General features: G+C 34.8%; 16 protein-coding genes and 1 tRNA gene. 9 read left to right on the top strand and 8 right to left on the bottom strand.

The window, feature by feature from the left end; all coding sequences use genetic code 11:
• The first annotated feature begins 523 nt into the window (after positions 1 to 523).
• The 4 genes from thrS (at position 524) to rplT (ending at position 3,774) form a co-directional block, all read left to right on the top strand.
• On the top strand, positions 524 to 2,458 hold the full coding sequence (gene thrS, locus ICJ85_RS08710; RefSeq protein WP_188223402.1) for a threonine--tRNA ligase: 1,935 nt from the start codon (positions 524 to 526) through the stop codon (positions 2,456 to 2,458).
• Positions 2,459 to 2,487: 29 nt separating this feature from the next.
• Entirely contained in the window at positions 2,488 to 3,036 is a 549-nt protein-coding gene (gene infC, locus ICJ85_RS08705) for a translation initiation factor IF-3 (RefSeq protein ID WP_394354413.1), read from the top strand.
• Between the two features lie 92 nt (positions 3,037 to 3,128).
• A complete protein-coding gene (rpmI, locus tag ICJ85_RS08700) occupies positions 3,129 to 3,326 on the top strand; it encodes a 50S ribosomal protein L35 (RefSeq protein WP_027138918.1) in 198 nt (65 codons plus the stop codon).
• 103 nt (positions 3,327 to 3,429) lie between these two features.
• Positions 3,430 to 3,774, top strand: a complete 345-nt coding sequence (gene rplT / locus ICJ85_RS08695; RefSeq protein WP_044626052.1) for a 50S ribosomal protein L20 — start codon at positions 3,430 to 3,432, stop codon at positions 3,772 to 3,774.
• A 69-nt stretch (positions 3,775 to 3,843) separates the two neighbouring features.
• On the opposite strand, the gene ICJ85_RS08690 is transcribed toward rplT, so the two are convergent.
• A complete protein-coding gene (locus ICJ85_RS08690) occupies positions 3,844 to 4,266 on the bottom strand; it encodes a secondary thiamine-phosphate synthase enzyme YjbQ (protein ID WP_188223401.1) in 423 nt (140 codons plus the stop codon).
• A gap of 120 nt (positions 4,267 to 4,386) precedes the next feature.
• Here ICJ85_RS08690 and ICJ85_RS08685 point away from each other — a divergent pair, with 120 nt between their 5' ends.
• Positions 4,387 to 4,839, top strand: a complete 453-nt coding sequence (locus tag ICJ85_RS08685) for a hypothetical protein (protein ID WP_188223400.1) — start codon at positions 4,387 to 4,389, stop codon at positions 4,837 to 4,839.
• A 30-nt stretch (positions 4,840 to 4,869) separates the two neighbouring features.
• On the opposite strand, the gene ICJ85_RS08680 is transcribed toward ICJ85_RS08685, so the two are convergent.
• From ICJ85_RS08680 to tgt, 5 genes are all read right to left on the bottom strand, one after another.
• Entirely contained in the window at positions 4,870 to 6,054 is a 1,185-nt protein-coding gene (locus tag ICJ85_RS08680; RefSeq protein ID WP_188223413.1) for an asparagine synthetase B, read from the bottom strand.
• Between the two features lie 206 nt (positions 6,055 to 6,260).
• On the bottom strand, positions 6,261 to 7,802 hold the full coding sequence (gene dnaB, locus ICJ85_RS08675; protein ID WP_188223399.1) for a replicative DNA helicase: 1,542 nt from the start codon (positions 7,800 to 7,802) through the stop codon (positions 6,261 to 6,263).
• A 169-nt stretch (positions 7,803 to 7,971) separates the two neighbouring features.
• The gene (locus tag ICJ85_RS08670) at positions 7,972 to 8,925 is read right to left on the bottom strand and encodes an acetyl-CoA carboxylase carboxyltransferase subunit alpha (protein ID WP_188223398.1); all 954 of its coding nucleotides are present in this window, start codon (positions 8,923 to 8,925) and stop codon (positions 7,972 to 7,974) included.
• 178 nt (positions 8,926 to 9,103) lie between these two features.
• On the bottom strand, positions 9,104 to 10,189 hold the full coding sequence (locus ICJ85_RS08665) for an LptF/LptG family permease (RefSeq protein ID WP_188223397.1): 1,086 nt from the start codon (positions 10,187 to 10,189) through the stop codon (positions 9,104 to 9,106).
• Between the two features lie 56 nt (positions 10,190 to 10,245).
• Entirely contained in the window at positions 10,246 to 11,376 is a 1,131-nt protein-coding gene (gene tgt, locus ICJ85_RS08660; protein ID WP_188223396.1) for a tRNA guanosine(34) transglycosylase Tgt, read from the bottom strand.
• 297 nt (positions 11,377 to 11,673) lie between these two features.
• On the opposite strand from tgt, the gene ICJ85_RS08655 reads away from it, so the two are divergent.
• Positions 11,674 to 12,258: an outer membrane beta-barrel protein gene (locus ICJ85_RS08655; protein ID WP_188223395.1), complete on the top strand. Its 585-nt coding sequence runs from the start codon at positions 11,674 to 11,676 to the stop codon at positions 12,256 to 12,258.
• Between the two features lie 65 nt (positions 12,259 to 12,323).
• Here the strand turns inward: ICJ85_RS08655 and ICJ85_RS08650 are convergent, their stop codons facing one another.
• Positions 12,324 to 13,364 carry an FKBP-type peptidyl-prolyl cis-trans isomerase gene (locus ICJ85_RS08650; protein ID WP_188223394.1) on the bottom strand — a complete coding sequence of 347 codons (1,041 nt, stop codon included), beginning with the start codon at positions 13,362 to 13,364 and terminating at the stop codon, positions 12,324 to 12,326.
• A 164-nt stretch (positions 13,365 to 13,528) separates the two neighbouring features.
• On the opposite strand from ICJ85_RS08650, the gene ICJ85_RS08645 reads away from it, so the two are divergent.
• Together ICJ85_RS08645 and ICJ85_RS08640 are read left to right on the top strand one after the other, a co-directional pair.
• Positions 13,529 to 13,900, top strand: a complete 372-nt coding sequence (locus tag ICJ85_RS08645) for an RNA-binding S4 domain-containing protein (protein ID WP_188223393.1) — start codon at positions 13,529 to 13,531, stop codon at positions 13,898 to 13,900.
• Between the two features lie 32 nt (positions 13,901 to 13,932).
• Complete coding sequence (locus ICJ85_RS08640) at positions 13,933 to 14,436, top strand: phosphoribosyltransferase domain-containing protein (RefSeq protein WP_188223392.1); 504 nt, start codon at positions 13,933 to 13,935, stop codon at positions 14,434 to 14,436.
• Here the strand turns inward: ICJ85_RS08640 and ICJ85_RS08635 are convergent.
• Positions 14,428 to 14,949 (bottom strand): shikimate kinase, encoded by a 522-nt coding sequence (locus ICJ85_RS08635; RefSeq protein WP_188223391.1) that lies wholly within the window; start codon positions 14,947 to 14,949, stop codon positions 14,428 to 14,430. The genes ICJ85_RS08640 and ICJ85_RS08635 overlap by 9 nt on opposite strands.
• A gap of 145 nt (positions 14,950 to 15,094) precedes the next feature.
• On the opposite strand from ICJ85_RS08635, the gene ICJ85_RS08630 reads away from it, so the two are divergent.
• Positions 15,095 to 15,167, top strand: a tRNA-Lys gene (locus ICJ85_RS08630).
• The last annotated feature ends 128 nt before the right edge of the window (positions 15,168 to 15,295 follow it).

Here is a 15,295-nt window from a genome sequence, read left to right as displayed (position 1 = left end):
AAACCTCGTATCGCTATCTTTTTATGAACTTACCCTAGCAGCTTCGCCGCTAACGGGCTGCAAATATACCACCCTTTTTCTCTAACTAACAAACTTTTTTAAACCTTTTTTTTGAAGTTTTATTCCAAAAGCTTATTATCAATAGGTTATAACTAATTTATTTTTAGGTTATGCTTTTTAAAAGCCCTATTTAAATGCAAAACCTTCAGCTTTATAGTATCTATATATAATAATGTCTCTACTGTACACTATATTAAAGTTGATTTATGCGTTAGGGATAGGAATGACATCCTTTTTATGCTTGACTCCTATTCTTTATACATATATATGTATAATTAAATACCACTTTTTACACTATTATCTATAGAAGCATAAAAAGATATAATGGATAGCCCGACCCGAAGTAAAACGAAGGGGAACGCCCAAACTCTAATTTATAATATTTAATTAAAAATTATAAATACATATATATTGTGTGTCTTTTATTATCCTATTATCTTTGCACTCGAATTTAATTTATTTTATGATACATATAACATTGCCCGACGGAAGTGTACGATCGTATGAAGCGAACGTTACACCTATGGATGTCGCTAAAAGCATTAGTGAAGGATTTGCCCGAAACGTGATTTCGGCTAGTTTTAATGGTACAACAATTGAAACGGTAACCCCTTTAACCACCGATGGCTCGTTAGTTTTGTATACATGGAATGATAAAGCTGGTAAAACAGCTTTCTGGCATTCGTCTGCGCACGTATTGGCTCAAGCTATTGAAGAATTATATCCAGGATCGAAATTAACTATTGGTCCTGCAATTGATAATGGCTTTTATTACGATGTAGATTTCGGTGAGCACACGATTTCTGAAAAAGATTTCAACGCTATTGAAACTAAAATGCTGGAGATTGCCAGAGGGAAGCACGACTTTAATATGCGTTCGGCGACTAAAGCTGAAGCTTTAGATCTTTATAAAGACAATCCGTTTAAAACGGAATTGATTGAAAACCTTGAGGACGGTACTATTACCTTCTGTGACCACTCTACGTTTACCGACTTATGTCGTGGTGGGCACATACCAAATACAGGCATTATTAAAGCTGTAAAAATACTAAGTGTTGCTGGTGCGTATTGGAGAGGTGATGAAAACAAACCACAATTAACACGTGTGTATGGTATTTCGTTCCCGAAACAAAAGGAACTTAAGGAATATTTAGAACTACTTGAAGAAGCAAAAAAGCGTGACCATAGAAAACTAGGTAAAGAATTAGAATTGTTTACCTTCTCTCCTCGCGTTGGTCAAGGGTTACCTTTATGGCTACCTAAAGGTGCTGCTTTACGTGAGCGTTTAGAAAACTTTTTAAAATCAGCTCAAAAGAAAGCTGGTTACGAAATGGTGGTTACGCCACATATCGGACAAAAAGAATTATACGAAACCTCTGGTCACTATGCTAAATATGGTGCCGATAGTTTCCAACCTATAAACACACCTAAGGAAGGTGAAGAATTTTTATTAAAACCAATGAACTGTCCTCACCACTGTGAAATTTATAACAACAGTCAATGGTCTTATAAAGATTTACCAAAGCGTTATGCTGAATTTGGTACGGTTTACCGTTATGAGCAAAGTGGAGAATTACATGGGTTAACTCGCGTAAGAGGCTTTACTCAAGACGATGCTCACCTATTCTGTACACCAGATCAGTTAGACGAAGAGTTTAAAAATGTTATCGATTTAGTGCTTTATGTATTCGGGTCATTAGGGTTTGAAAACTTTACAGCACAAGTATCTGTAAGGGATCCTGAAAATCCCGACAAATACATTGGTAACGTTGAAAATTGGGAAAAAGCAGAACAGGCTATTATTAACGCTGCTAAAGATAAAGGTCTTAACTACGTTATCGAAACCGGAGAAGCTGCCTTCTACGGACCAAAGCTTGACTTTATGGTTAAAGATGCGCTTGGTCGCCAATGGCAATTAGGAACCATTCAGGTAGATTACAATTTACCAGAGCGTTTCAACTTAACTTATAAAGGCAGTGATAACGAATTACACCGTCCGGTAATGATTCACCGTGCACCTTTTGGTAGTATGGAGCGTTTTATCGCTATTTTACTGGAACATACGGCTGGAAATTTCCCGTTATGGTTAATGCCTACACAGGCTATTATCCTGTCAATTAGCGAGAAATATGAAAAATACGCCGAAAAAGTTTTAAATTTGCTAGAAAATAACGAAATTCGCGCCCTTGTAGACCATAGAAATGAGACTATCGGGAAAAAGATTCGCGAAGCCGAAATGCAAAAACACCCGTATATGATTATTATTGGTGAGCAAGAAGCAAACGAAAACAAAATCACTGTGCGTCAGCATGGTGGAGCAGATTTAGGGATGATCTCAGTAGAAGACTTCTCTAACATTATAAATGAAGAAATAAGCAAAACGCTAAAACCGTTTTAAAATAAAGTTTAACTAAAAATTTAAGAGCCATAGCAATTAGAAGAAAATCACAGCCCAAACCAAGGGTATCTCAAGAGGATAAACACAGAATTAACTCTAGAATTAACGTACCTAAAGTTCGCCTTGTAGGTGATAACGTTGAAGTTGGAATTTACTCTACCAAAGACGCTTTAAGAATAGCGGAAGAACAAGAGTTCGATTTAGTAGAGATTTCTCCAAATGCAGACCCTCCTGTTTGTAAAATCATGGACTATAAAAAGTTCCTTTACGAACAGAAGAAACGTGATAAAGCATTAAAGGCTAAGGCTACTAAGGTAGTTATAAAAGAAATTCGTTTTGGTCCTCAAACCGATGACCATGATTACGAGTTTAAGAAAAAGCACGCTGAAAAGTTCTTAAAAGAAGGCGCTAAGTTAAAAGCGTTTGTATTCTTCAAAGGACGTTCAATCGTGTTTAAAGAACAAGGTCAGATTTTATTGCTTCGTTTAGCTCAAGATCTAGAGGAGTATGGTAAGGTAGAACAAATGCCTAAACTAGAAGGTAAACGTATGACCATGTTTATTGCTCCTAAAAAATAATTAGGTCAATATAATTAGAACACTAAGACACTAAAAGCAATTTTAGTTCGAAACAATAATTAAGCGAAATAATTAAAACCTAGGAAAAGAAGATGCCTAAAATGAAAACTAAATCTAGTGCCAAAAAACGTTTCAAGTTAACTGGTACTGGTAAGATTAAAAGAAAACACGCTTTTAAAAGTCACATCTTAACAAAGAAGTCTAAAAAGCGTAAGTTAGCTTTAACTCATGACACTTTAGTAGATAAAGCGGATGAGAACAATGTTAAAACAATGTTACGTTTAAAGTAATACGGTTTTAACCGGTTATTAAATAAATTATAAACCCTGGAGTTAGGCCAAAATTAAAAAGTGTAGAGTTGTCTACCGCCTACTACAAAAAACATTTAAAATTATGCCAAGATCAGTAAATTCTGTAGCAAAAAGAGCCAGAAGAAAAAAGGTTCTAAAACAAGCTAAAGGTTACTTCGGACGTCGTAAAAACGTTTGGACAGTAGCTAAAAACGCGGTTGATAAAGCGATGCAATACTCGTACAGAGACCGTAGAAATAAAAAGAGAACATTCCGTGCATTATGGATTACGCGTATTAACGCTGGAGCCCGTTTACATGGTTTATCTTATTCTCAATTTATGGGGAAATTAAAAGCTAACGATATCGAATTAAACCGTAAGGTTTTAGCCGATTTAGCTATGAATAACCCAGAGGCTTTTAAAGCTGTAGTAGAGAAAGTAAAATAAGGCGTTCCGCCTATTGTAAAACATATTATTCGCTTAATAAAAAATCCGATTCTCACGAATCGGATTTTTTTATATGCCAAAGGCAGTAATTACCAAACGGCGTTCACCGCCATAATCTCGGTGTTCACATAAATAAATGCCTTGCCAAATTCCTAAGTTTGGCTTTCCTTTAGTTATTGGTATTTGTACCGACGGACCTAATAAGGACGCTTTAATATGTGCTGGCATATCATCAGAACCTTCATAGGTATGCCGATAGTACGGAGCATTTTCAGGTACCATAACATTAAAATGTCTTTCAAAATCACCTCTTACCGTATAATCGGCATTTTCGTTAATTGTTAAACTAGCCGAAGTATGTTTAATGAATACCTGTAGCTGCCCTCCTTCAATTTCCTTAATTTCCGGTATAGCTTCTAAAACTGTATCGCTAATTAAGTGAAAACCTCTGGGATAAGCTTTTAAACGTATTTCTTTTTGAAAAACTTTCATTCTATTATAATTTTGTAATGACGCTAAATTAAAATGAAAATTTAAAAAACCGATATTTTTTTGTCATAAACACGCAACCTTATTCGTTTTATTACATCTATAAATAAATTGAAAAAGAAAATGAAACAACAGATTTACATCCTATTAATTGCATGCTTGACCTTGACCAACTGTAGTATTGCAAGCGACAGCAATATAGATTCTAATTTACCTAATATCGTTAGCATAGAATGGCATCTTACCAACGTATTTGGAGGTCTTGCCGGAGTTGATAATAATTTCGAATTAAATGAGATTATCTGGATCTTTAATGAGGAATATGGTTCACTAACCATAACCAATACAAACAATGATGATACTATTGAGGACGGTTTCGATAGTGGCGTTTACAGTTTTAGTGTTACAGAACAGGATTCAAACCAGTTTCTGTTTGTAAATAATGCTGAATTTGGAAATTTAATTATCAACAATAGTGAAAATGAAATGGTCATAGACCAAAATATAACTGTTAGTGGCGAAGCTGCCGATGGCTATATCTATACCTTTGAACGTGTCATTATTTATGAAGAGTAAGCAATAAAAAGCCTAATAGTTGACAAGCTATTAGGTCTTTTGTTTTTTCTTTCGAGCCGCAGGAAATAAGATATTATTTAAAATCAGACGATATCCTGGTGAATTAGGATGCAAATCGAGCTCTGTCTTGGCATCTCCAACACGATGCTGATAATCTTCCGGATCGTGCCCGCCATAAAACGTAAAAAAGCCTTTTCCTTTTATACCATGAATGTATTTGGCTTCTCCGTTTGATTTCGTTTCTCCCATCACCAATACATTCGATTTTATCTCATCTCTGGTAAACGAAGTAGTTTGCCCCATAAAACCTTTTACTAACGCCGTATGATTTTGGCATAACATGGTAGGAATCGGGTCCCATTTTGCAGAAAATTCCATTAATGAAAAGTAATCTGTAGATTTATGAATCATTCGTTTTCTGGTCATATCTATTGATGAAAACTCATATATATTTGGATTACGTTCCAAGGTAAAACCAGTAAACGCAAATGTTCTGTTATAATCAATTTTATTTTGATATCCAGGAGAACTGGCATCACCATCAAACATAGGTTCACAAATATCGATTCCTTCTGCCGATAAGGCTATATCAAAACTATCGGTAGCACTACACATGGCAAACATAAATCCTCCTCCAATAACATAGTCTCGAATCTTTAAAGCTACTGCAAGTTTCTCATCCGACACTTTACTATACCCTAATTTTGTAGCCAAAGCCTCAGCTTCCTTTTTCTCTTCAATATACCATGATGCGGCTTTATAGGCGCCATAAAATTTCCCATATTGTCCCGTGAAATCCTCATGATGCAAGTGCAGCCAATCAAATAGCAACAAACCATCATTTAGCACTTCTTCATCATAAATCGTTTCATAAGGGATTTCAGCGTACTGTAACACCATAGTTACCGCATCATCCCATGGTAATTTACCCTTTGGCGTATAAACTGCAACTTTAGGAGCCTTCTCTAAAACTACAGCTTCCATATTCTGACTCGGACTACTTATTTCCGCAAGAATACTTTCGGTTTTAGCATCAGATAACACTTCAAAAGAAATGCCTCGAATCTGGCATTCACGTTGGATAGTTTCTGAATCTGGCAACAAAAACGAACCTCCACGGTAATTAAGTAACCACTTTACTTTTTGGTCTTTGGTAAGAATCCAATACGTTAATCCGTAGGCCTTTAAATGGTTTTTCTGGCCTTCCGCATCCATTGGAATAAGAATATATGAAGCAAAGGCTTGTAAGCCCAAGCAAATAAAAAGAGATGTAAACAGTATCTTTTTCAAAAGTTAAATGGTATTTAAAAGCCGAAGATAAATACACAAAACTAATTTCATGCATTTATCTTCGGTATATTTTAAACTTAAAGATACTTAAAATATTTTTGAGGAATTCTTTTTAACGAAAAGATTATCTGTTAAAATGGCACTTCGTCATCGTTATCATCATTAAATGAACTTCCGAAAGCCTGATCTGGACTTGCTGTAAAATTATTAGAGCTAAAGTTATCCTCTCCTCCTCCATCATTCATTTTAGAATGGAATTCAAACGGCGAATCAAAATCGTCTAAATTATCGAACTTACCTAAGTGTCCTAAGAATTTCAACCTAATGTTTTCTAATCCACCATTACGGTGTTTTGCGATAATAAACTCGGCTTGACCTTCGGTTGGCGAACGCTCTTCGTCATCCCATTCATCTATCTTATAGTACTCCGGACGATAAATAAAACTTACAATATCGGCATCCTGCTCAATCGCTCCAGATTCACGTAAATCTGATAGCAACGGACGTTTACTTCCTCCACGTGTTTCAACAGCACGAGATAACTGAGAAAGCGCAATTACAGGTACCATTAACTCTTTTGCCAATGCTTTTAAGTTTCGCGAAATCATGGAAATCTCCTGCTCACGGTTACCGGCATGTGCGCTACCTCCGGTCATTAACTGCAAGTAATCAATCATGATTAACTTGATGCCGTGTTGTGATGATAAACGTCGTGCTTTCGCTCTTAAATCGAAAATAGATAACGATGGGGTATCATCAATATAAAGCGGCGCTTTTTCTAAGTCCTTAACCTTCACATTTAACTGTTCCCATTCGTGCTTTTCTAATTTACCGGTTCTTAATTTTTCAGAAGACAATCCTGTTTCGCTGGAAATAAGACGTGTAATTAACTGTACCGATGCCATCTCTAAAGAGAAGAACGCTACCGGAATATTTTGATCTACCGCAATATTTCTCGCCATGGATAACGTTAGGGCTGTTTTACCCATACCCGGACGAGCGGCTACGATAATTAAATCGGATGGTTGCCACCCCGAGGTTAATTTATCCAGTTTAGTAAATCCTGTTGGGATACCACTTAGCCCTTCTTTATTAGAAATCTCTTCAATTTTTTTCTTCGCTTGAATAACTAAATCCTGCGCAGATTCACTCGATTTCTTAATATTTCCTTGAGTAACTTCGTATAATTTAGCTTCAGCATTATCTAATAAATCAAATACATCTTTAGTTTCATCGTAAGAGTCTTCAATAATTTCATTTGAAATTTTAATTAAACTTCGCTGAATAAATTTCTGCAAAATAATACGCGCATGGAACTCAATATGTGCCGAAGATGACACTTTCTGCGTTAAGGAAATTAAATAAAAATCACCGCCGGACAATTCTAACTTCCCATTCTTCTTTAACTGTGTTGAAACGGTTAATAAGTCAATTGGTTCACTATTTTCAAACAACTGAAAGATTGCCGAAAAAATATGCTGATGGGATTCTTTATAGAATGCTTCAGCGCTTAAAATATCAATTACTTCATCAACACCCTTTTTATCAATCATCATCGCACCTAACACAACTTCCTCTAAATCAATAGCTTGAGGAGGTATTTTTCCTTTTTCAAGGTTGATAAGGGTGCTCTTGTCTACTCTATATCCTTTAATTTGGTCGGGTTGTTTCATATGTACGAATGTAACTAAAATGAATCTTTTAACGAACAGAAAATCGATTCTGATTATTAACCAATAGTTAACAATCTAACTGTTAATAACTTATAAAAATTGTCAATAACCACAAAAAAAATCTGAAGTTAGACACTTCAGATTTTTATGTATGTAGATTTTACAAGGTCTAACCTTTAAATACTCCCATGTTGGAATATTTTTCCATACGCTGAGATACTAACTCATCTGGTGATAAGTTTTTAAGGTCTTCAAAAACTTTAACGATAGTATTACTAACAGTTTTAAAAGTCTTCTCTCTATCTCTGTGAGCACCACCTAGAGGTTCCTTAATAATTTCATCAACCAGCTTTAATTTCTTCATATCGCTAGCCGTTAATTTTAAAGCTTCGGCTGCTTGCTCTTTATACTCCCAGCTACGCCATAAAATTGATGAACATGATTCAGGTGAGATAACAGAGTACCAAGTGTTTTCTAACATTAATACAACGTCACCAACACCAATGCCTAATGCACCTCCCGAAGCACCTTCGCCAATTACAATAGTAATTACAGGCACTTTTAAGCGAGTCATTTCTAATATATTTCTAGCAATAGCTTCTCCTTGTCCGCGCTCTTCAGCTTCTAATCCTGGGTAAGCACCAGGTGTATCTAATAACGTAACTACAGGGATTCCGAACTTCTCAGCAGACTTCATTAAACGAAGTGCCTTACGGTAACCCTCTGGGTTAGCCATTCCAAAGTTTCTGTACTGACGCGTTTTAGTATTGTACCCTTTTTGTTGACCAATGAACATAAAACTTTGATCTCCAATTTTACCTAAACCACCAATCATCGCTTTATCATCTTTAAAACTTCTATCGCCGTGAAGTTCTAAAAATGTATCTCCACAAATAGCCTTAATATAGTCTAAAGTATAAGGTCTGTTCGGGTGACGTGATAACTGAACACGCTGCCATGGTGTTAAGTTTTTATAGATATCTTTTTGAGTTTCCTTTAATTTGGATTCGATGTTTTTACAGGTTTCTGTAACATCTACTTCGCTCTCTTCTCCAATGACTCTACATTTTTGAAGTTGCTCTTCTAATTCTTTTATAGGGAGTTCAAATTCTAAATATTCCATAAGAATTTTTTATTATGGCTGTTTATTTATTTTAGCCTACAAACCTACATATTTTTTCATTTTAAACTAAGAAAAAACATGAATTATTGGTTATCGTTAATTACAATGCAAAATTAATCATTCTCTAATAAACTACGAAAGATTTAATGCTTTAGCGTAAATACTTTGGCTGTAACACTTATCGTTTCGCCTTTTGTAATAAGAAAACAGATAGCACAGCAAATACCACATTAGGGAACCATGCGGCTATAATTGGAGAGAAATCGGACTGCTCTGCCATAACTCCGAAAATTTTATCGAAAAAGACAAATACCATAGCAATACAGATACCAATAGCCAGATTAACCCCCATACCACCTCGACGTTTCATAGATGAAACCGCCACGGCAATAATGGTTAAAATAAATACTGACACTGGTAAACTCCATTTTTTATACAATACTAACTTAAAGCGCCCAACATTAGATGAGCCTCTGGCCTCTTCTTTAGCTATAAAACGTTTTAATTCGCCATAAGGCTTTACCTCTGCAGCATAAATTTCAGGTGTTAAATCATCGACCTTAAACGGAAACAGTGTATCCTTTCGTCTTTCTATCTCCTCAAGAATATCGTCATTTTCTCCGATGGTTCTCTTTACATAATTTACTAACCTATACGTCGTATCTTCTTCAATATATCTAATACTGTTAGCGGTAATTTTGTAGGTTAACTTATTATTTTCAAAATGCTCTAAAGTAAAATTACTCCCGTTTTTATTTTTAACATCGAAGCTACTTACGTAAATCATTTCGTTATCGTTAATCTGGCGGAACAAATCTACATTAGCACCATCATAGGCACTTTTTCCTTTCTTAAAATATTTATATGAAAAGTCGTTAAACCCTTGACTTGCCATAGGCGCCAAATACAAGCCCAATACAATAGACAGAATACCTACAATAGTTGCCCCAATCATATATGGACGCAAAAACCTGTAAAACGACACTCCTGAACTTAAAAAGGCTATGACCTCTGTATTATTTGCCAGTTTGGATGTAAACCAAATTACAGACAGGAATAAAAACAAAGGAAAAAGCAGATGCGCAAAATAGATGGTAAAATCTAAGAAATACAGAAGGACTTCACCGATTGGCACCTCATTTTCTAAAATTTTTCCAATTTTTTCAGCTAAATGTACCGTTATACCTATTGGTACAAACAGCAAAAGCATCATAAAAAATGTAAATAAATATCGTTTTAAAATGTACCAATCTAATATTTTCACACGCTTAACTTATTAAGTCCGTATTTGAGGTTTTAAATGTTTAGAATCCTTTTTATTTATAAACGCTTGTCCATTTGTTTCACCATTTGGTCCTTCCAGGTTCTAAAATCTCCTGCTAATATATGTTTTCTTGCTTCGCGAACCAACCATAAATAAAATCCTAAATTATGAATGGTTGCTATTTGCGCGCCAAGCCTTTCATTAACCGTAAAAAGGTGCCTTAAATAAGCCTTAGTATAATCTGTATCTACAAAAGTGATGCCCATTTCATCAATTGGAGAAAAATCGGCTTCCCACTTTTTATTTTTAATATTTATAGTACCATGAGCGGTAAATAACATACCATTTCTAGCATTACGTGTTGGCATTACGCAATCAAACATATCTATACCTAACGCAATATTTTCTAAAATATTGATTGGTGTACCAACGCCCATTAAATAACGCGGCTTATCTTCAGGAAGAATTTCGGTAACCACCTCGGTCATCGCATACATTTCTTCAGCTGGTTCTCCTACCGAAAGTCCTCCAATAGCGTTTCCAACAGCGCCTGCATTAGCAATATATTCAGCCGATTGTCTTCGCAAATCTTTATAAGTACTTCCTTGAACAATAGGAAAAAATGCCTGGTCGTAACCGTATTTTAATGGTGTTTTCTCTAAATGATTAATACAACGATCTAACCAACGATGTGTCATATGCATAGAACGCTTTGCATAATTATAATCACAAGGGTATGGTGTACACTCATCGAAAGCCATAATTATATCGGCTCCAATAGTCCGTTGAATTTCCATAACGTTTTCAGGTGTAAACGTATGATAACTTCCGTCGATGTGCGATTTAAACTTAACACCTTCCTCCTTAATTTTTCGGTTAGAAGACAACGAGTATACTTGGTATCCACCGGAATCCGTTAAAATATTGCGATCCCAGTTCATGAATTTATGCAATCCACCCGCTTGTTCCAGAATATGAGTTTGCGGGCGTAAGTATAAATGATACGTGTTCCCCAAAATAATATCTGGGTTAATATCATTTTTTAGCTCTCTTTGATGCACCCCTTTAACAGTCGCTACTGTACCCACAGGCATAAAAATAGGAGTTTCAATCACCCCGTGATCGGTTGTTATTTTGCCCGCTCTAGCCTGACTCTGCGGATCTTTAGCTTTTAATTCGAATTGCATATACCTAATTATTCTTCCGTTGGGCAAACCTACATATTTTTTTAGTTTTAAATTATACTTTTCACGTGGTTTTATGATTTACTCCATAATCAAGACCATCCCCAAATGCTTTCTTCAATATCAAACGCTTACGCTTTTAATGACTTCAAAAACTTCACCAAAACAACTTACTTCTTTCTTTAATTTAAATGATTTTTGAACTTTTAAACACTTTTGGCTCGTATATTGATAAGAATAAGGATACTATAAAACATATAATATCGTTTTTAAATTATTATTAACCCTAAAAAACTATTTATGAAAAAGAACCTGTTTTTTTTACTACTATTAACATCTTTGTCTATTACTGCTTTTGCCCAATCTGTTCCAGGTTTTGGTATAAAAGGAGGACTGAACTACAATGCTAACGGTGATTATTTTGAAGCTATAAGCGACAATTACCAGCACCCAGACAGAAATGTGGGATTCCATATTGGTTTGTTTGGTAAAGTGGGAAATCAAATCTTTTTTAAACCAGAAGTTGTTTATACCAGTACGAAAAGTGACTATAATGACGATAGCTTTAAAATGCAAAAACTTGATGTTCCGTTATTAGTTGGTGTAAAAGTAATTGGACCTCTTAATGTCTTTGCTGGACCTGCATTTCAATATATTCTAGATACTGAATTTGAAAATATTACTATTGATGATGTCGATAAAGATTTAACTGTTGGACTAAACTTTGGTATTGGTGTTAACTTTAAAAAAGTTGGACTTGATTTACGTTATGAACGCGGGTTTAGCGATAACGAAGCTACGTTCCTTGATAATAACGGGATTAGCACCAACAGAATTGCCACAAGACCGGATCAACTAATATTGAGTCTTTCTTTATTGATTTAAATCATTGTCAAAAAATAAAAAAGCCTCGCAATCGCGAGGCTTTTTTATTTTATATGTTATAGTTATTATTCATTACGATTTGTAGTTGCTTCAGAATCCAAATAATCGGGTGTTCCATCGCCATTAGAATCGTAAAGTTTCAAGATGGTTCCTACAAATTGACCGTCACTATTTTTACCTATGTAATTTAATAAAACCTCATCATTATCTAAAGGTTCCATCTTAACCTCTTCAACAGTAAGACCGGTAACTTTACGTAATGTTATCTCATTTTTAGTCAGTACTCCATCACCATCATCATCTGAATCTAAATAATCATATCTAGGATACAAATACCCATAAGCATCTGCATAGGTATCTTCATCGGTATTCTCAGTTAGACCTTCTAAATAAGAAGGCACTCCATCGTTATCATGGTCATTTTGCCCCATTTGTAATAACTCAAACTTAAACACTAAAGGAGAATATGCAGCTATTCCGCCTGTGGCATTAGAAAAGTAAGCCAATCCAGAAGGTAAAAACATAACACCCACACCAGAGTTACTAAAACTTACGGTACCGTCTCCATTATCAGAAAAACTTTCGGATGTATTATATTTAGGAATAACAAAACGCCAACCAGGAATTAAACTTACTAAATCCAAAGGATTGCTATCCGGGTAATACTTGCCATCAAACACCACATCGTTTAAAGAAAATCCTTCATAAAGAATTTGAATATCGTCGGCTATTGTTGGTGAATTATACCCTCCGCCCTGATTTATTTTAAGAACATAATATTGATACTCTATATCTGCATAAGTAGTATCTATTGGAGCTCCAACAGCAGTTTCTAATGACTCGTAGCCATCAGGCACCGTCTCATCCCCTGTAATTTCAATAATTTTAATATCATTAATACCCACATTAGGCAAAGCTGCTTCAACCTCAGCTTTATTATAGTAATGACTCTGTAAATAGACTTGTAAAGAATCCATGTCTGCAGCTTGTTGCTCTGTACGATCCCTCGGAGGAATTACAGCAACTTCAGATTCATCATCTTTTTTACAAGACACAAAACCAACAGCTAAGCACAAGGCTAACAAACTCAATTTTTTAAATTTCATGCAACGTTTTTTTATTTATTTGGGTATTTAAACATTGGTCTTAATTTTTTAAAAGCATCGCTTTTTTTATACCAGTGTTTTAATATTCTTTATTTTTGAGCACGCAAGATACAATTTTAATGCAATCTTGCATATATGGTTAACGTAGTTTTTAGAATTAAGATATGCGTATAGATAAGTACTTATGGTGTGTGAGATATTATAAAACTCGAAGCATTGCCACGACTGCCTGTAAGAAAGGACAAGTAAAAATAAATGGAGATGTGGTTAAACCCAGTAGAGAGGTTTATGCTACAGACATTGTTGAGTTAAGAAAAGATCAAATAAACTATAAACTTAAAGTAAACGATGTTCCCGAAAGTCGAGTTAGCGCTAAGCTGGTAGATATCTACAGAACAGATATTACCCCTAAAGAACAATTTGAGGCGCAAGAACTTTTAAAATACGCCAAAGACTATTACAGGAAAAAAGGTGTTGGACGACCAACCAAAAAAGATAGACGCGATATTGATGATTTTACAACCGAAAATGAGTAATTTTACCCTCTCAATTTAACACCCTATTGATTATGCATGTTACAAACAATGTCATTTTAAACCACGAGGAAATCATTCATAAAATAAGACGTATTGCATTTCAAATTTATGAAAGCAATGTTTATGAAACTGAAGTTATTTTAGCTGGTATTGATAGCAATGGGTATATTTTTGCTGAAAAACTAAAAGCCATACTTGATGATATTTCTGAGATTAATGTGGTTTTATGCAAAGTAAGTATAGATAAAAAACAGCCTCAAAACGAGATAAAAACATCGCTGACTCCTGAAGAATACGAAAACAAGTCTTTAGTTCTTGTTGATGATGTTTTAAATTCCGGAACCACACTAATTTACGGTGTTAAACACTTTTTAAACGTTCCTTTAAAACAATTTAAAACAGCCGTTTTAATTAACAGGAATCACAAAAAATATCCTGTAAAAGCCGATTTTAAAGGTATTTCCTTATCAACCTCACTACATGAACATGTAAATGTGGAACTAAATGGAAACCAATTCGAAGCTACTTTAGAATAGCTTCGAATTCAATTCTTCAATAATTTCTTTAGTTGTTTTATTATCGGTTGGTAACACAACATTGGCCTGACTATAAAAAGGTGAGCGCTCAAATAAGTGTTTCCCTATAAATTCGGTTAGTTCCTCATCTGTTTTTATATGAGCTACCAATGGACGTTTTCCTTTTTCACCTTTTAACCGATTTACTAAAGTTGGAATAGACGCTTTTAGGTAGACGCTATTAGCATTTGGAGCGTCTAAAATCAATTGCATGTTATTGCTGTAACAAGGTGTACCTCCTCCCAACGACAAAATCAAATCAGTCTTAGCCTCCAAGAGTTCTTTTAAATATTTGGTTTCAGCCTTCCTAAAATAAATTTCACCTTTATTTTTAAATATAGAACTGATCGAAGCCTGTTCTTGATCTTCTATGTAATCATCTAAATCTAAAAAGTCGTAGTCTAATTTTTCAGCTAAAATTTTTCCCAAAGTAGACTTTCCCGAAGCCATATATCCAACTAAAATCAGTATCATTGATAAGGTTATAAATTGATTATTAAAAACATATGTTTTAGAAGCACAAAAAAACAAAAATTTCTTCAGAATTTCCCTTGTTTTTATAAAAATAGGTTTTATATTTGCACCCGCAAACGCTAAGGATTTAGGGTTGACAACTAAAGACTAGGTAGCTCAGTTGGTAGAGCATTTCACTTTTAATGAAAGGGTCCTGGGTTCGAGCCCCAGCCTGGTCACAAAAAAGTTAAGCATTCGCTTAACTTTTTTTATTTTTACTCACTTTGTGAGTGATGTTGATAGAAAAATAAATTTTTTTTTAGTTTTTTCTGAAACACATCGAGTTCTTAATTCGATATAGTTCATA

Source organism: Aestuariibaculum marinum (assembly GCF_014596975.1).
Taxonomy (GTDB): Bacteria; Bacteroidota; Bacteroidia; order Flavobacteriales; family Flavobacteriaceae; genus Aestuariibaculum; species Aestuariibaculum marinum.
Note: the sequence above shows the minus strand (reverse complement) of the source record. Positions and strands in the feature narration are given on the sequence as shown.